Genomic DNA, 15,661 nt, shown 5'->3' with positions numbered 1-15,661 from the left:
ACGCTGCTCTTTCTCGAAATGGACGCTCTCAGGCCAGGGCGGCATCCGCGCGTGCTTCGAGCGATCGCGCGGCCGCGCCGGCCACGCGCGGCAGCACATGATCGGCGAAGCGGCGCATCTCCGCTTCGAAGGGCTGGAACTGCAGCATGAAGAGCTCGATGCCGGCCGCGTGGAAGGCCTCGATGCGGCGCGCCACGCTGTCGTAGCTGCCCACGAGCTCGGCCGCGGTGCCGCCGTTCGACCCCACGCGCGGCGACTTCTGCGCGGTCTGGAACATCACGGCCTTGGGATCGATGTTGGGCTTGTTGGCCGCGCGCAGCGGCGCGTCGAGCGCCGCGAGCGCGAGCAACCGCGCATGCTCGGCGCGCGCCTCCTCGTCGGTCTCGCGCGCGACCACGAAGGCCGAGAGCCCGAACTGCAGCGGCGCCCAGCCGGCCGGACGCTCGCGGCGCCGCAGGTCGGCGATCAGCGCCTGCACGTCGGCCAGCGGCTGGCCGTTGATGAACCAGGTGTCGCCGCGATCGGCCACCAGCGCGCGCGCCGGCTCCGACTCGCCGCCCACGTAGATGCGCGGCCGCGCGCGGTGCAGGCCCGCCGGGCTCAGCCGGTAGTCGTCGAGCTTGAAGTGCTCGCCCGCGAAGCGCGTGCGCTCGCCGCGCAGCAGCGACTCCACCACCTCGATCCATTCGCGGCCATAGGCGTAGCGCGCATCGTGCTCGGCGAAGGGAATGCCGGCGCGCTCGAGCTCGGGCCGGTTCCAGGCATTGACGAGGTTGATCGCGAAGCGCCCGCCGCTGATCTCCTCGATGCCTAGCGCCATCTTCGCGAGCACCGCGGGGTGATAGAGGTAGGGCTTGATGGCCGCGATGATCTCGATGCGCGAGGTCAGCGCGGCCAGCGCCGCGGCGGCCGTCCAGGCCTCGAGCTGCGCGCTCTCGCCATCGTGCGGATTGACCGTGTGCTGCGCCACCAGCACCGAATCGAAACCGAGCCGCTCGGCCTCGAGCACCAGCGCGCGGTTGCGCCGCCACGAGGCGTCGTAGGGTTCGTCGGGGTCCTGCAGCGCGGCGCGGCTGCCGTGCACCAGCGCCCAGATGCCGAAGCGCGGGCCGGGCCCATTGGAAGAAGCAGAGGTCATGGCGATGAGGAAGGGTTGGTCATGCGGCGGCATCGCGCAGCAGCGGCAGCAGCTGCTCGCCTTGCCGGCGGATCTCGTGGAGATAGGGCGTGTCGGACAGCACGAAATGCGTGATGCCCAGTGCCTGGTACTTGCGCAGCGAGCGCGCGACGTCCTGCGCCGAGCCCACGAGCCAGGTGGTGGCGGCACCGCCGCCGCCGTACTTGCCGGGCGTGGTGTAGAGGTTGTCGTCGAGCACCTCGCCGCGCTCGTGCAGCTGCAGCAGCCGGCGCTGGCCCACGGCCTGCGCGCGGTCGGGCTCGCCGGGTGCCGCGCCGCGCGCCATCTGCGCCACCTTGGCCTCGGCATCGGCCCAGGCCTGCTCGGTGGTGTCGCGCACCAGCGTCGTGACCCGCAGGCCGAAGCGCAGCGGCGGAAGATCGCGGTCGAGGCTCTGGCTCAGCGCCTTCAACCGCTCGATGCGTTCCTGGATGCCGTCGCGCGGCTCGCCCCAGAACAACTGCACGTCGGCCTCGGTCGCCGACACCCGCTCGGCCGCCTCGGAGGCGCCGCCGAAATAGATCGTCGGATGGCGCCGCGCGCCACGCACCTCGATGCGCGGCTGCACGGTGGCGTTCTCCACGCCGAAGTGCTCGCCGCGATACGTCACGCCCTCCTCGGTCCAGAGCCGGCGCACCAGGTGGATGAACTCGCGCGTGCGCGCATAGCGCTGTTCGGGGTCGCCCTCGCTGTCGCCATAGGCCGCGAGCTGGTCCTTACCCGAGACGATGTTGATGCGCACGCGGCCGCCACTCAGGTGGTCGAGCGTGGCCGCTGCCGCGGCGAACTGCGCGGGCCGCCAGTAGCCGGGGCGGATCGCGATCAGCGGCTCGAAGCGGGTGGTGCGCGCCGCGAGCGCGGTCGCCACCGTGAAGGTGTCGGGCCGGCCCCAGCCGGCGCCGAGCAGCGCGCCCTTCCAGCCGTGCGCCTCGAGCGCCAGGGCATGCCGGGTCAGCGTATCGAGGCTGTTGTGGCCTTCGACGGCGGCGTCGCCGCGATGGCCGGCCACGACCTGGTTGGGGACGTACCAGAGGAATTCGGTGGGTTCGCTCATGCTTCGGCGTGCCGGTGGGAAGGAATCGATGCGGCCACGGCGGCGGGATGCGCGGGCCGTGCCAGCCCCAGGTGCTCGCGAAGCGTGCGGCCGGTGTATTCGGTGCGGAACAGCCCGCGCCGCTGCAGCTCGGGAATCACGAGCCGCGCGAAGTCGCTCAGGCCGTGCGGCAGCGTCGGCGCGAGCACGTTGAAGCCGTCGGCCGCGCCGGTGCTGAACCAGTGCTCGAGCTGGTCGGCGATAGCTTCGGGCGTGCCGACCACGGTCCAGTGGCCGCGCGCGCCCGCCACCTTCTCGTAGAGCTGGCGGATCGACAGGCCGTCGCGGCGCGCCATCTCGGAGAACAGCGCCTGGCGGCTCTTCCAGCCCTCGGTGACCGGCAGGTCCTGCGGAAACGGATCGTCGACCGCGTAGCCCGAGAGGTCGACGTTGCCGAGGAAGGTCGACAGCAGCCCGACGCCGAGCACCGGGTCGATCAGGCCCTGCAGCTGCTCGAACTTCTCCTGCGCCTCCTGCTGGCTGCGCCCGACGAAGGGCGAGATGCCCGGCAGGATCTTGAGCGAATCGGGCCCGCGCCCGTGCGCGGCCAGCCGCGCCTTGAGGCCGGCGTAGAAGGCGCGCGCGTCCTCGGGCGTCTGCTGGGCCGTGAACACCACCTCGGCCGTGGCGGCGGCCAGGTCCTGGCCGTCGCCCGACGAGCCGGCCTGCACCAGCACCGGATAGCCCTGCGGCGCGCGCGGCGTCTGCAGTCCGCCATGCAGCGTGAAGTGCTCGCCCTCGTGCGCCACGCGGTGCAGCTTCGCGGGATCGAAGAAGCGATTGGCCGCCTTGTCGTGCACGAAGGCATCGTCCTCCCAGGTGTCCCACAGGCCCTTGACGATCTTCACGTACTCATGGGCGCGCGCATAGCGGTGCGCATGCGCGAACTGCTGCGGCAGCCCGAAGCTGCGCGCCTCGAAATCGCTGCCCGAGGTCACGAGGTTCCAGCCGCTGCGCCCGCCGCTGACCTGGTCGAGCGAGGCGTACTTGCGCGCCAGGTGGTAGGGCGGCAGGTAGGTGGCCGACACGGTCGCCACCAGCCCGATGTGCGTGGTCGACTGCGACAGCGCCGCCAGCGTAACCAGCGGATCGAGCGGATACCACAGCGCGTTCTTCGCCACCACCGCGTCGGGCGGTCCGGGCAGGCCGACGTTGTCGGCGAAGAAGATGGCGTCGAACTTCGCGGCTTCGGCGATGCGCGTCCATTCGCGCAGCGCCTCGATGCGGCTCGCGGCGCCCGGGTCCACGTCGGGATGGCGCCAGGCCGCGAGGTGATGGCCGACGCCGAAGAAGAAGGCACCCAGGTGCATCTGGCGGCGCGCGCCCGCCCCACTCGTGCCTGCGCTCATCGCCCTGTCTCCGGCGCCCGAACGCAAGCGCGCGATGCGGATATGCACATGTGCTTTTCTTCGTTCGCCCGCGAGCGGCTTCGCTCCATCGTTGGGTTCTTCATTTCACCGACTTCCAAAGGATTCCTCGCATGAGCCGCGACCGACTCTTCCTGCTCGAGGCAGGCTTCACCGACGACAAGCACCCGGGCGATGCCTTCGTCTGCCCCGACGGCCTGCCCATCGAGGGGCTGCTGGCCTCGGCGCCCGAACAGGCCGCGCGCCTCGAGGTGCACCGGCTGCCGTTCCCGCGCCCGCGCGCGGCCGTGGTGGCGGTGCTCGACGAGGCGCACCAGAGCCTGCCGGTGCTGGTGTTCGGCGACGAGTCGCCGGCACCGGCCGACGCGCAGTCGCTCGGCGCCCTGCGCTTCGTGACCGACACGCGCCGCATCCTCGCGCTGCTGGCCGAGCGCCACGGCTTCCCGAAGGTGCATTGACCCCCGGGCCGGGCGCGGCCCGGCTTCAGGCCACGGCGTGCAGTTGCGGCCGCGGCGCCGCGGCGCGCTCGGCCTGCGGCTGCAGCTGCCGCAGCACCGGCAGCGCGCGCGAGACCGCCAGCGCGATGCGCGCGCGCAGCAGTTCGCTGCGCACCTGGTAGTTCTCGAAATCGCGGTCGGTGGCGTAGACGCCGATCGGCAGCGTGTGCGACTGGAAGAAGCTGAACAGCGGCCGCAGCTGGTGGTCGATCACCAGCGCATGGCGCTCGCTGCCGCCGGTCGCGGCCAGCAGCACCGGCTTGTCGATCAGCGCATCGTGGTGCACGAAGTCGAGGAAGTGCTTGAACAGGCCGCTGTAGGCGCCGCGGAACACGGGGCTGGCGGCGATCACCAGGTCGGCCGACTCGAGGGCCACGAGGGCTTCCTCGACCGCGGCCGGCAGTTGCGGGCGGTAGAGCACCGCGCCGAACTGCGGCACCAGGTTGCCGATCTCGATCACGCGGCTCTCGACGGGGATCGCCTGGGCGATGCCTTCGATCAGCTCCTCGACCAGCACCAGGGTGCGCGAGGGGCGTTGCAGGCCGCCGGACAGGGCGACGATCTTGAGGGGGGTTTGGGGCATGGGATGGATGGCGCGGCCGGCGGGCTGCGCGTGTGCAGACTAGGGCTGCGGCCATTCTGCGCGCCGTGCGCGGCGCGTGAACCTCGACTTTCGCATGTGCTTCTGCGAACTTCGTCTATGCGGTGCCAGGGTGCGCCATATGCATGGCTGGCATGCGCGGCAGCCATGGGAAAGGACGCATATGGATGTGCGCAATCGTTCGTTCCGCGCGGCCGATGCGCGTCCCAGAATCGCGCCGGCCTTCCCCCCTCCCCCTCTTCTCTCTTCCCCCGCATGACGCTCCCCACCTCCGCCATCGACCATCCCTGGGGCGCACCGCCCAGCGCGCGCTACGACGAACTCGCGCGGCCGTTCCGCGCCGTGTTCGCGCGCATCCGCGAGGGCGCGGTGGCGCGCGACCTCGCGCACCAGCTGCCGCACGAGGAGATCGGCTGGCTGCGCGAGGCCGGCTTCGCGCGGCTGCGCCTGCCGGTCGAGCGCGGCGGCGCCGACGCCAGCCTCGTCGAGCTGTTCGCGCTGCTGACCGAGCTCGGCGCGGCCGACACCAACGTGGTCAACGCCCTGCGCGCGCACTTCGGCTTCACCGAGGACGTGCTGCTCGCGCCCGAGTCGCCATGGCGCACGCACTGGCTCGAGCGGCTCGCCGCGGGCGAGCTCGTGGGCTCGGGCTTCTCGGAGACCGGCGACGCCAAGGTCGGCGCCTTCTCGACGCGGCTGCGCGCCACGCCGCGCGGGCTGCGGCTCGACGGGCGCAAGTTCTACACCACCGGTTCGCTGTTCGCCGACTGGATCAACGCCGTGGCCGACGACGACGAAGGCCAGCCCACGATGATCTCGGTGCCGCGCCAGGCCGCGGGCGTGCAGGTGCTCGACGACTGGGACGGCTTCGGCCAGGCGCTCACCGCGAGCGGCACCGCCACCTTCGAGGACGTGGCCATCGATCCGCTGTGGGTCAACCCGAGCAAGCAGCGCTTCCCCTACGCCTCGCCCTATTTCCAGACCGTGCACCTGGCCTCGCTGGCCGGCATCGCGCGCGCCTCGAGCGACGACCTCGCGCAGCGCGTGCGCGAACGCGACCGCAGCTACAGCCACGGCAATGCGGCACGCGTGTCCGACGATCCGCAGATCCTGCAGGTGGTGGGCCGCGGCCGCAGCGCGGCCTATGGCGCGAGCGCAATCGTGCTGCAGGCGGCCGGCGCGCTGCAGCGCTCGCACGATGCGCACCTCGATGCTTCGCTGCCCGACGAGGCGCGCGCCGCCGCCGCGGCCGCCTCGCACGTAGAGGTGGACCAGGCGGTCTCGGTCGTCACGCGGCTGGTGCTCGACGCGAGCACCGAGCTGTTCGACGCGCTCGGTGCCTCGGCCACGCTGCGCACGCACGGGCTGGACCGCTACTGGCGCAATGCACGCACCATCTCCTCGCACAACCCGCGCGTCTACCGCGAGCGCCAGGTCGGCGCCTTCGCGGTCAACGGCACGCCGCCGCCGACCTTCTACCGCGTCGGCAAGAGCTGAACGCGGCCGGCGGATATGGATAGACGAATCGCTTCCTTCCGCCCCTTTCCACCCGCGGGTACTTTCGGGCCATCGCCGTTGTCCTCCAGGAGATCGCCATGAGCCTTGCCACCGCCCACCCGGCCCCGCGTGCCGGCCGCAACGACGAGCCGCCCGTGCTCGCCGAATCCGTTCTCGAACGCATCGGCGCGCGCGCGGCCGGCTACGACCGCGAGGGCCGCTTCTTCGACGAGGACCTCGAGGACCTGCGGCGCGCCAACTACCTGAAGCTCTGGGTGCCCAAGGCGCTCGGCGGCCTCGGACTCGACCTGCCCGCGGTGCTGCGCGAGCAGTCGCGGCTGGCCTACTTCGCGCCGGCCACCGCGCTGGCCATCAACATGCACCTGTACTGGAGCGGCACGGCCGCTTACCTGCATGCGCGCGGCGACCATTCCACCGACTGGATCCTGCGCGAGATCGTCGACGGCAGGATCTTCGCGGCCGGCCACGGCGAACCCAACAACGACCTGGGCCTGGCCGCCTCGACGGTGAAGGCGCAGCCGCTGCCGGGCGGCGACTACCGTTTCGACGGCCGCAAGGTGTTCACCTCGCTGGCGCCGGTCTGGGACTGGCTCGGCGTGCACGGCCTCGACGACTCCGATCCCGCGCGGCCGCGCATCGTGCATGCCTTCATCCGCCGCGCCGATCCGGGCCACCGCACCGAGGCGACCTGGGACGCGCTCGGCGTGCGCGCCACGCGCAGCGACGACACCGTGCTCGAGGGCGCGGTGGCGCAGGCGGCCTACGTGTCGCGCGTGCTGCCGGCCGGCCCGCCCAGCGATCCCTTCGTCGACGGCATCTTCGGCGCCGCGATCCTGCCGATCGCCGCCGTCTACTTCGGCATCGCGCGCCGGGCCTTCGACCTCGCGCTCGAATCGGCGCGCAAGCGCCACTCGGCCGCGCTCGGCGGCAAGAGCTACGCCCACCATCCGGCCGCGCAGTTCGCGGTGGCGCGCGCCGCGATCGAGCTCGACAGCATCGAGGCCCTGCTCGAGCGCACCGCGCGCGACTGGGCCGAGGGCGTGGACCACGGCCCGCTGTGGCCCGCCAAGCTGCTGGCGGCCAAGCAGCATGCGGTGGACGGCGCGCGGCGCGTGGTCGACCTCGCGACCGACGTCGTCGGCGCCTCCTCGCTGCTGCGGCGCAACGAGCTCGAGCGCCTGGTGCGCGACGTGCGCTCGGGCCCGTTCCATCCGCCGAACGCCATCGCCAGCCACGACGTGATCGGCAAGAGCTACCTCGGCGTGCTCGGCGAGCCGGCCCAGGGCTGAGCGCTACTGCGCGAAGGCGTCGAGCGCCAGCGCGCCGGCCGGCCGGTCGAAGCGCTGCTCGATCTTCTGGATCGCCTGCGCGAGGAACTGCAGGAACATGCCCATCGCCACCGCGGTGGTCTGGCCCGCGCGCTGGTAGAGGCAGCTGAACGAGCGCGCGCCCGCGTCGGCCAGGCCGGTCCACACCAGGCGGCCGGCCGCCACGTCTTCCACCACGTTCTCGGCGATCAGGAAGCCGATGCCGGTGCCGCCGGCCACCAGCCGCCGCACCATCGCGACCGAGCTGGTCTCCACCAGCGGGCGGGTCTGGCGGTGCGCGCGCAGGTCGATCTGGTCGACCATCGCGCGCAGCTCGGTGTCGGGCGTCATCAGGATCAGCGGATGCTCGAGGCAGTCGCGCAGCCGCGGCAGCTTGCCCAGCGCCGTGAGCGGATGGCCGGGCGGCGTGACCAGCCCGAGCTGCTGCGCGAAGGCGCCGATCTCCTCCACGCCCGGCGGCGGCTTGCGGCGCAGGCAGTAGCCGATGTCGGCCTCGCCGGTGGCGACCCAGCGCAGGATGTTCTCGCCGCTGCCCGAGCGCACGCCGTAGGTCACGCCGGGGTAGCTCTTCATCGCGGCCTCGATCACCTCGGGCACCAGCTGCTCGGCCGAGGAGTGCGAGACCGCGAGGTTGATGTGGCCGCGGCGCAGCGAGCGCAGGTCCTCGACCTGGCTCAGCGCGCTGTCGAAGTCGCGCTGGCCGCGGCGCACCGCCGCAATCATGATCTCGCCCGCCGTCGTGAGCTGCATGCCGCGCGGCAGCCGGTCGAACAGCGGCGCACCGACCTGCTCCTCGAGGTTGAGGATCTGCTGGTGCACGGCCGCGGCCGTGAGGTGAAGCGACTCGGCTGCCTTGCGGATCGAGCCGCGGCGGGCGACCTCGTCGAAGCAGCGAAAGGACTGGGAGATGGCGCGCATCGGGGCAATGTACGTTTTTTCCTGACGCACCGTTCGAAACAATCAGATTTTCCTGACGGCCGGGCCGACCTAGATTCGGGTCCATCGCACTGAGGTACCCGTCTTGAACACTCGCATCCGTCCCGCCTCCACCGTCGACCAGGTCACGCAGCGCCGCCGCGGCGTCGGCCTGATCGCCCACGATCCCGTGCTCAGCGCGGGCGGCTACACGCTGATCGCGCCGCAGACCGCGCGGGGCCACGTCTACCTGGTCGGCATCGACGGCGAGGTGGTCCATCAATGGAAGCTGCCGGTGCGCGCGGGCCGGCATGCCGTGATCCTCGGCAACGGCAACCTCGGCTACAACGGCAACCACGCCGACTCGCCCGACCGCTACCCCGCCTGGTCGATGTGGCACGGCGGCGACTTCCGCGAGCTCACGCCCGAGGGCGAGCTGGTCTGGCACTACGAGGACCCGTCGCACCACCACGACGCCATGTGGCTGCCCAACGGCAACCTGCTGTACGCGGCCTGCGCGCCCGTGCCCGCCGACTTCGCGCGCCGCGTGCCCGGCGGCACCGCGCACGGCACGGACGACACCATGTACGGCGACGTGATCCGCGAAGTGAACCGCGCGGGCGAGATCGTCTGGGAATGGAAGTGCTGGGAGCACCTCGCGCCCGAGGACTTTCCGATCCATCCGGGCTTCGGCCGCTACCACTGGCCGCTGGTCAATGGGCTCGACGTCGACGCCAACGGCCTGGTGCTCATGAGCCTGCGCACCACCTCGGGCGTGATCGGCGTCGACAAGGCCAGCGGCCAGGTGCGGCTGCACATTCCGCCGAGCGTGGTCTCGCACCAGCATGCGCCGGTGGCGCTGCCCAATGGCCGCATCCTGGTGTTCGACAACGGCAACTTCCGCCATGGCGCGCACGTGGCCTTCTCGCGCGTGCTCGAGATCGATCCCGCGACCCACGAGGTCGCGTGGTCCTATGCCGACGAGATGGTCAACGCCTTCTACACCGCCTTCATGGGCAACGCGCAGCGGCTGCCCAACGGCAACACCCACGTCACCGAGTCGGCCACCGGCCGGCTGTTCGAGGTCACGCCCGAAGGCGAGGTGGTCTGGGAATACGTGATCCCGTGGTTCGACGAGTACCCCGACGAGGCCGCGCGCAAGACCGGGCCGGGCCGGCTCAACAGCGTGTTCAAGACCTACCGCTACACGCGCGAGCAACTGCCGTGGCTGCGGGCCTGACGACCGATCGCGCCATGAAAACCTCCACCCTCATCGCCCGCGCGCTGTGCGCCGCCGCCGCGCTGCTCCCCTTCGCCCACGCGGCCAGCGCCGCGCCCGACGTGCAGAACGTGCGCATCCTCTCCAACTGGTTCGCGCAGCCCGACCAGGCCGGCTACTGGCAGGCGCAGCAGGACGGCCTCGGCAAGGAGGCCGGCATCCGCATCAGCGTGCTGCAGGGCGGCCCGAAGATCCAGACCGTGCCGCAGGTGGCTTCGGGCCAGGCCGAGTTCGGCATCGGCAATGCCGACGACGTGCTGCTCGCGCGACTGCGCGGCGCGCCGGTGCGCGCCGTGTTCGCGCACCTCGACCACGTGCCCTACACGCTGGTCTACCACGCCGACCCGGCCGTCAAGGGCATCGCCGACCTGCAGGGCCGCACCTTCGCGGTCAACATCGGCAATGCCTACTGGGAATGGACCAAGAAGCGCTACAAGCTCGCCAACACGCGCGAGATCCCGGTCTCGGGCGACCTGAGCCTGTTCCGCGACGATCCGAAGATGGTGCAGCAGGGCTACTCGCTGTTCCTGCCCGCGCGCATGGCCGCGAGCGGCATCGCGGTGCAGCAGATCACGCTGGCCTCGCTCGGCTACCGGCCCTACAGCGTGCTGTTCACCACCGACGAGCTGATCCGCACCAGGCCCGCGCTCGTGAAGGCCGCGATCGCCGCGGTGCAGCAGGGCTGGCGCAACTACGTGCGCGACCCGTCGGGGCTGAAGCCGCTCTTGACCGGCATGAACAAGCAGATCTCGCCCGAGATCTACGACGCCGCCAACAAGTTGATGATCGAGACGCTGGTCTCGCACGACCTCAACCGCGTCGGCTGCATGGACGACGCGCGCTGGAAGGAGCTGGCCGGCCAGTTGCGCAGCGTGGCCTTCCTGCCCGCGGGCTTCGACGAGCGCCAGGCCTACGACCGCGGCCTCGTGCCCGGCTGCCAGCCATGAGCATCGGCGCTTCGATCGCGCTCGAGGGTGTCTCCAAGCGCTTCGACAGCGGCCTGCAGGCGCTCGACCCCATCGACCTCGAACTGCGCGCCGGCGAGTTCGTCTCGCTGGTCGGCCCCTCGGGCTGCGGCAAGTCGACGCTGCTGCGCATCCTGGCCGGCCTCGTGCCTCCCAGCACCGGACGCTGCCGCCTGGCACCGGGCGCCGAGGCGGCCCGGGCCTTCGTGTTCCAGGAGCCGGCGCTGCTGCCCTGGCGCACCGCCGAGCGCAATGCGCAACTGCTGATGGAGCTCGAAGGCCTCGCGCCCGACGAGCTGCAGCGACGCGCCGCCGAGGCGCTCGCGCTGGTCGGCCTCGCGGGCATGGAGAAGCTCTATCCGCACCAGCTCTCGGGCGGCATGCGCATGCGGCTGTCGCTGGCGCGCGCGCTCGCGCTGCGCCCCGGCCTGCTGCTGCTCGACGAGCCGCTGGCCGCCGTCGACGAGTTGTCGCGCGAACTGCTGCAGGAGGAGCTGTCGGCGCTGTGGCGCCAGGCCGGCTTCACCGGCGTGCTGGTGACGCACAGCGTGCACGAGGCCGTGTTCCTCTCGAAGCGCGTGGTCGTGATGTCGCCGCGGCCGGGCCGCGTGGTCGAGGTCGTCGAGGTGCCGTTCGCCTTTCCGCGCACGCCGCAGTTGCGCGCGAGCGCGGAGTTCGCGCGGCTGGCGGGCGAGGTGACGGCCGCGCTGCGGCGCGAAACCGTGCCGCGCGCGGCATTCGCATGAGGCAAGCTACGCCATGAGCCCCCAGCCTTCCTCTTCGATCGCCGCGCGCTGGACGCGCGACGCCTGGCCCGTCGTGCTGGTCGCCGTGCTCGTCATCGGCCTGTGGTTCGCACTGACCGCCACCGTCTACCGCGGCAAGGGCTACCTGCTGCCCTCGCCGCTCGAGGTGGGCGCGGCCGCCATCGAGAACGCCGGCCTGCTGCTGATGGCCGCCTTCACCACGCTGAAGGAAGCGAGCCTGGGCTTCCTGATCGCCATCGTCGGCGGCATCGCGCTGGCGGCGCTGCTGAGCCAGTCGCGGCTGCTCGAACGCAGCCTCTATCCCTACGTGGTGCTGCTGCAGACCGTGCCGGTGGTCGCGATCGCGCCGCTGATCGTGCTCTGGTTCGGCTACAACGAGGGCTCGGTGGTCGCGATCAGCCTGATCATGTCGCTGTTCCCGATCGTCAACAACACGCTGCTGGGGCTGCGCTCCACCTCGCGCAACCTGGTCGAGCTGTTCGCGCTGCACAACCGCAGCCGCTGGACCGCCTTTCGCAAGCTGCAGCTGCCCGCGGCGCTGCCGCACATCATCGCGGGACTGCGCGTGTCGGCGGGGCTGTCGGTGATCGGCGCCATCGTCGGCGAATTCATCATCGGCTCGGGCAATGCCGAGGGCGGGCTCGGCGTGCAGATCGTGTTCGCGCAGGGCCGCATGTACACGGCGCTGCTGTTCGCCGAGGTGATCGCCGCCACCTTGCTGGGCTTTTTGTTCTTCGCGCTCGTGAGCGCGGTGGGGCGCGCGCTGCTGCGCCACTGGCACGAGTCGGCGATGCCGGGTTGAGGCCCTTCAGTCCAGCCAGCCGCCGCTGTCGTGCACCGCGCGACCGCCGACCAGCGTCAGCTCGGCATGCACCTGCCCCAGCGCCTCCAGCGGCACCGTGAGCGGATCGGCATCTAGCACCGCGAGGTCTGCATAGCGCCCCGGCGCCAACGTGCCCTTGCGGTCCTCCTCGAAGCTCAGGAAGGCGCCGTTGCGCGTCACGGTCTCGAGCGCCTGCAGCCGGCTCAGCGCCTGACCCGGACCGATGGCGCGGCCGGTGGTGCGCTCCTCGCGCGCCACCGAGGCCCACACCGCGGTGAACAGGCTCACGGGGATGTTGTCGCTGCCCGCGGCGAGCGGCAGCCCGGCCTCGAGCAATGCGCGCTGCGGCAGGAATTCCTCCTGCCGCTCGAGGTCGGCCAGCCGCGGCGCGCCGTTCTTCCACAGCATGTAGAACGGGATGCTCGTGACCATCAGGCCCAGCCGCTTCACGCGTTCGATGTCGCTGGCCGTGACGTAGCCCACGTGCTCCACCACCCAGCGCCGGCCCGCGAGCGGAAAGCGCGCGTCGATGGCCTCGAACACCTCGAGCACCTCGGACAGCCGGTCGACCACCACGCTGTGCACGCGCAGGTCGTGCTCGGCCGCGAGCCAGGCGTAGTCGCGGAAGTCCTCGATGCGGTTGGCCCATTCGACGAAGCCCATCCAGCCGGTGTTGGGCAGCGCGCGCCGCACGGCGGTGGCCGCGGCGCGGTCGCCGCCCAGGCCAACGTAGATGCCGCCGATGGCGAGCATCGGGTCGCCGCTGCCGCGCCCGCGCGCATGCGCGAGCCAGTCGCGCATCGCGAGCCGCGCCTCTGCCACGTTCGACCAGGTCGGGCTCACGCACAGGCGGGTGCGCATGCTGAGCCCGCCCTCCTCCCACAGCCGGCGATAGACGGCGATGGTCTCGGGCGAGGAGCCGTGCCCCTCGTAGATGCTGGTGGTGCCGCAGGCGTGGTAGAGCGGCAGCGAACGGCGCAGCCCCTCGAGCCGGTCGTCGAAGCCGAAGGCCGGCACCTGCGTGAGCACCGAGAACTCGACCAGCGGCCGCTTGTTGGTCTCGACGATCACGCCGTTGGGCCGGCCGTCGTCGCCCAGTTCGATCTGCAGCCCGCCGCAGTCGGGGCAGGTGTGCTCGTCGATGCGGTGCAGCGCCAGCGCGCGGCTGTTGAGCGCGCTGTGGCCCGGCGGCACGCCCCAGTTGCCGAACAGGCCCGGGATGTAGACCGGATGATCGGGCGCCACCGCGTCGAGCTCGTGCCGGTTCGGCATGCGCCGTTCGGCCAGGTTGGACGGGCCGCCGAAGTAGAACGGCGGCCGGCCCACGGGCATGGTCACGATCCAGCGGCCCGGCGGCGTGCGCGCGGCCTCGGCCGCGACCACCGCCAGCACGTCGGCGATGCAGGTGGCATGCGCGAGGCTGGGCCGCAAGGTCTTCAGGCCCTCGCGCTCCATGTGCGCATGGGCGTCGACGAGGCCGGGCAGCACGGTGCGGCCGCCGAGGTCGATGACGCGCGTGCTGGCCGTGCGCGTGCGCGCCACCTCGGCCTCGCTGCCGACCGCGAGCACGCGCCCGCCGGCCAGCGCCACCGCCCGCGCGGGCGCCGCGCCCGGTTCCATCGTCAGCACCTGGCCGTTGGCCAGGATCAATTCAGCGGCGGCCATCGGCGCCATACCAGGGGAACAGGCGGTGCAGCAGCCAGGCGAACAGCTGGTCGGCCAGGAAGCCGATGGCGCCGAGGAACAGCAGGCCCACGAACATGATGTCGACGCGGAACACCAGGTGCGCGAACGAGATCAGGTAGCCCAGGCCCTGCTCGGCCCCGACCAGCTCGGCCGCCACCAGCACCACGAAGGACACGGCCGTGGCCTGGCGCAGCCCCGCGAACACGAAGGGCAGCGCGGCCGGCAGCGCCACCTGCGTCATGGCCGCGAAGGGACTGGCGCCGAGCGCGGCCGCCGAGCGCAGGTAGACGGCGGGAATGTCGCGCACGCCGATGAAGGTGTTGACCCAGACCGGGAAGAAGGCGCCCCAGGCGATCAGCATCACCTTCGAGAGATCGCCGAGCCCGAACCAGACGATGGCCAGCGGCACGATCGCGATCGCCGGGATGGCGCGCAGGCCATGCAGCACCGGGTCGGTGAACTGGCGCAGGGTGGTGCTGCGCCCGGTCAGCACGCCGGCCACCACGCCGAGCGAGGCGCCGAGCAGGAAGCCCCAGAGCGCGCGCAGCAGGCTCGCGCCCACGTGCGGCCAGATGTCGCCCTTGCGCCAGGCCATGTCGAGCAGCACCCCGGCCACCTGCGAGGGCGGCGGAAACATCTTGGTGTTGATGCCGGGCACGACGCGCGGCGCGATCTCCCAGGGCAGCAGGAAGGCCGCGATGCCGGCCGCGCCCAGCAGCAGCTGGCGCCGGCGCGCGCGCCGTTGCCGCGCGATCTGGTCGCGCCGGAACTCGCGCTCCAGCGCTTCGCGCCGCGACAGCGATGCCTCGGCCGGCGCCGCCTCGGCGCGCTCGCGCAGGTCGTCGAGCGCCGCGCTCACGAGGCGACCTCTTCCGACTGCGCGAAGGCCGCCGCGATGCGCGCATAGGCCGCGCCGAACGCCGGGTCGGCGCGCTCGCGCGGATACGGCAGGTCGACCTCGACGATCTCGCGGATGCGCCCCGGGTGCGGGCTCATCACCACCACGCGCTGCGCGAGGAACACCGCCTCCTCGATGTTGTGGGTGATGAAGAACACCGACAGCCCGAGCTCGCGCCACAGCCGCAGCAGCTCGCGCTGCAGGCTCGCGCGCGTGAGCGCGTCGATGGCCGCGAAGGGTTCGTCCATCAGCAGCACCTTCGGCCGCGTGGCGAGCGCGCGCGCCACCGCCACGCGCTGGCGCATGCCGCCCGAGAGCTCGAAGGGATAGCGCCGCGCCGCATGCGACAGGCCCATGAGCGCGAGCAGCTCCTCGGCACGCGCGCGGCGCTCGGCGGCACCCAGGCCCAGCATCTTGAGGCCGAACTCCACGTTGCGCCGCGCATTGAGCCAGGGGAACAGCGCGTACTCCTGGAACACCACGCCGCGGTCGGCACCGGGCCCGGTCACGGGCTGGCCGCCGGCCGTCACGCTGCCGGTGGTGGGCTCGACGAAACCCGCGATGGCATTGAGCAGCGTGGTCTTGCCGCAGCCGCTCGGGCCGATGGCGCAGACGAACTCGCCCTCGCCGATGTCGAGGTTGACGTCGGTCATGGCCCAGTTCAGCTCGCCGTTCGACGAGGCATAGAGCTTGGACGCATCGCGCACGCTGACGATCGCGCGCGGGGCCGGGTCGTTCGCGCCCATG

At 71.8% G+C, this 15,661-nt stretch carries 15 protein-coding genes; 7 read left to right on the top strand and 8 right to left on the bottom strand.

The annotated features are described in order from the left end of the window. Positions 1-28: 28 nt before the first annotated feature. The 3 genes from INQ48_40255 to INQ48_40245 are packed head-to-tail and all read right to left on the bottom strand — an operon-like array spanning position 29 to position 3,580. The gene (locus INQ48_40255; protein ID QRF61605.1) at positions 29-1,138 is read right to left on the bottom strand and encodes an LLM class flavin-dependent oxidoreductase; all 1,110 of its coding nucleotides are present in this window, start codon (positions 1,136-1,138) and stop codon (positions 29-31) included. Between the two features lie 19 nt (positions 1,139-1,157). Then, a complete protein-coding gene (locus INQ48_40250; protein ID QRF61604.1) occupies positions 1,158-2,231 on the bottom strand; it encodes an LLM class flavin-dependent oxidoreductase in 1,074 nt (357 codons plus the stop codon). Then, the gene (locus INQ48_40245) at positions 2,228-3,580 is read right to left on the bottom strand and encodes an LLM class flavin-dependent oxidoreductase (GenBank protein QRF63179.1); all 1,353 of its coding nucleotides are present in this window, start codon (positions 3,578-3,580) and stop codon (positions 2,228-2,230) included. The genes INQ48_40250 and INQ48_40245 overlap by 4 nt, the downstream gene beginning before the upstream one ends. Before the next feature lie 170 nt (positions 3,581-3,750). Here INQ48_40245 and INQ48_40240 point away from each other — a divergent pair, with 170 nt between their 5' ends. Beyond that, positions 3,751-4,095: a DUF3088 domain-containing protein gene (locus INQ48_40240; GenBank protein QRF61603.1), complete on the top strand. Its 345-nt coding sequence runs from the start codon at positions 3,751-3,753 to the stop codon at positions 4,093-4,095. A 25-nt stretch (positions 4,096-4,120) separates the two neighbouring features. On the opposite strand, the gene msuE is transcribed toward INQ48_40240, so the two are convergent. Further along, positions 4,121-4,717: an FMN reductase gene (msuE, locus tag INQ48_40235; protein QRF61602.1), complete on the bottom strand. Its 597-nt coding sequence runs from the start codon at positions 4,715-4,717 to the stop codon at positions 4,121-4,123. A gap of 273 nt (positions 4,718-4,990) precedes the next feature. Between msuE and INQ48_40230 the strand changes: the two genes are divergently transcribed. Then, positions 4,991-6,232: an acyl-CoA dehydrogenase family protein gene (locus INQ48_40230; protein QRF61601.1), complete on the top strand. Its 1,242-nt coding sequence runs from the start codon at positions 4,991-4,993 to the stop codon at positions 6,230-6,232. 98 nt (positions 6,233-6,330) lie between these two features. Next, the gene (locus INQ48_40225) at positions 6,331-7,542 is read left to right on the top strand and encodes an acyl-CoA/acyl-ACP dehydrogenase (protein ID QRF61600.1); all 1,212 of its coding nucleotides are present in this window, start codon (positions 6,331-6,333) and stop codon (positions 7,540-7,542) included. Between the two features lie 3 nt (positions 7,543-7,545). On the opposite strand, the gene INQ48_40220 is transcribed toward INQ48_40225, so the two are convergent. Then, the gene (locus INQ48_40220) at positions 7,546-8,499 is read right to left on the bottom strand and encodes a LysR family transcriptional regulator (protein ID QRF61599.1); all 954 of its coding nucleotides are present in this window, start codon (positions 8,497-8,499) and stop codon (positions 7,546-7,548) included. A 115-nt stretch (positions 8,500-8,614) separates the two neighbouring features. Here INQ48_40220 and INQ48_40215 point away from each other — a divergent pair, with 115 nt between their 5' ends. Genes INQ48_40215 through INQ48_40200 form a run of 4 tightly spaced genes read left to right on the top strand, consistent with a single transcriptional unit; the run spans position 8,615 to position 12,309 of the window. Further along, positions 8,615-9,736, top strand: coding sequence for an aryl-sulfate sulfotransferase (locus INQ48_40215; protein QRF63178.1), 1,122 nt, complete (start codon positions 8,615-8,617; stop codon positions 9,734-9,736). Positions 9,737-9,750: 14 nt separating this feature from the next. After that, positions 9,751-10,722 (top strand): ABC transporter substrate-binding protein, encoded by a 972-nt coding sequence (locus tag INQ48_40210; GenBank protein ID QRF61598.1) that lies wholly within the window; start codon positions 9,751-9,753, stop codon positions 10,720-10,722. Then, positions 10,719-11,486: an ABC transporter ATP-binding protein gene (locus INQ48_40205; protein ID QRF61597.1), complete on the top strand. Its 768-nt coding sequence runs from the start codon at positions 10,719-10,721 to the stop codon at positions 11,484-11,486. Before INQ48_40210 ends, INQ48_40205 begins: the two co-directional genes overlap by 4 nt. A 13-nt stretch (positions 11,487-11,499) precedes the next feature. After that, positions 11,500-12,309 carry an ABC transporter permease gene (locus tag INQ48_40200; GenBank protein ID QRF61596.1) on the top strand — a complete coding sequence of 270 codons (810 nt, stop codon included), beginning with the start codon at positions 11,500-11,502 and terminating at the stop codon, positions 12,307-12,309. Positions 12,310-12,315: 6 nt separating this feature from the next. On the opposite strand, the gene INQ48_40195 is transcribed toward INQ48_40200, so the two are convergent. From INQ48_40195 to INQ48_40185, 3 genes are read right to left on the bottom strand one after another with little or no spacing between them, the layout of a single operon-like run. Further along, positions 12,316-13,995, bottom strand: coding sequence for an amidohydrolase (locus INQ48_40195; GenBank protein ID QRF61595.1), 1,680 nt, complete (start codon positions 13,993-13,995; stop codon positions 12,316-12,318). Further along, a complete protein-coding gene (locus INQ48_40190; protein QRF61594.1) occupies positions 13,982-14,875 on the bottom strand; it encodes an ABC transporter permease in 894 nt (297 codons plus the stop codon). The genes INQ48_40195 and INQ48_40190 overlap by 14 nt, the downstream gene beginning before the upstream one ends. Beyond that, complete coding sequence (locus INQ48_40185) at positions 14,872-15,660, bottom strand: ABC transporter ATP-binding protein (GenBank protein ID QRF61593.1); 789 nt, start codon at positions 15,658-15,660, stop codon at positions 14,872-14,874. Before INQ48_40185 ends, INQ48_40190 begins: the two co-directional genes overlap by 4 nt. Position 15,661 lies beyond the last annotated feature (1 nt).

This window comes from Variovorax paradoxus (genome assembly GCA_016806145.1).
Lineage (GTDB): Bacteria > Pseudomonadota > Gammaproteobacteria > Burkholderiales > Burkholderiaceae_C > Variovorax.
This window is presented reverse-complemented; position numbering and strand designations above follow the sequence as displayed.

Coding starts and splice junctions, on each gene's coding strand:
- INQ48_40255 (QRF61605.1), bottom strand. CDS start 1,138: ATGACCTCTGCTTCTTCCAATGGGCCCGGCCCGCGCTTCGGCATCTGG.
- INQ48_40250 (QRF61604.1), bottom strand. CDS start 2,231: ATGAGCGAACCCACCGAATTCCTCTGGTACGTCCCCAACCAGGTCGTG.
- INQ48_40245 (QRF63179.1), bottom strand. CDS start 3,580: ATGCACCTGGGTGCCTTCTTCTTCGGCGTCGGCCATCACCTCGCGGCC.
- INQ48_40240 (QRF61603.1), top strand. CDS start 3,751: ATGAGCCGCGACCGACTCTTCCTGCTCGAGGCAGGCTTCACCGACGAC.
- msuE (QRF61602.1), bottom strand. CDS start 4,717: ATGCCCCAAACCCCCCTCAAGATCGTCGCCCTGTCCGGCGGCCTGCAA.
- INQ48_40230 (QRF61601.1), top strand. CDS start 4,991: ATGACGCTCCCCACCTCCGCCATCGACCATCCCTGGGGCGCACCGCCC.
- INQ48_40225 (QRF61600.1), top strand. CDS start 6,331: ATGAGCCTTGCCACCGCCCACCCGGCCCCGCGTGCCGGCCGCAACGAC.
- INQ48_40220 (QRF61599.1), bottom strand. CDS start 8,499: ATGCGCGCCATCTCCCAGTCCTTTCGCTGCTTCGACGAGGTCGCCCGC.
- INQ48_40210 (QRF61598.1), top strand. CDS start 9,751: ATGAAAACCTCCACCCTCATCGCCCGCGCGCTGTGCGCCGCCGCCGCG.
- INQ48_40205 (QRF61597.1), top strand. CDS start 10,719: ATGAGCATCGGCGCTTCGATCGCGCTCGAGGGTGTCTCCAAGCGCTTC.
- INQ48_40200 (QRF61596.1), top strand. CDS start 11,500: ATGAGCCCCCAGCCTTCCTCTTCGATCGCCGCGCGCTGGACGCGCGAC.
- INQ48_40195 (QRF61595.1), bottom strand. CDS start 13,995: ATGGCCGCCGCTGAATTGATCCTGGCCAACGGCCAGGTGCTGACGATG.
- INQ48_40185 (QRF61593.1), bottom strand. CDS start 15,660: ATGGGCGCGAACGACCCGGCCCCGCGCGCGATCGTCAGCGTGCGCGAT.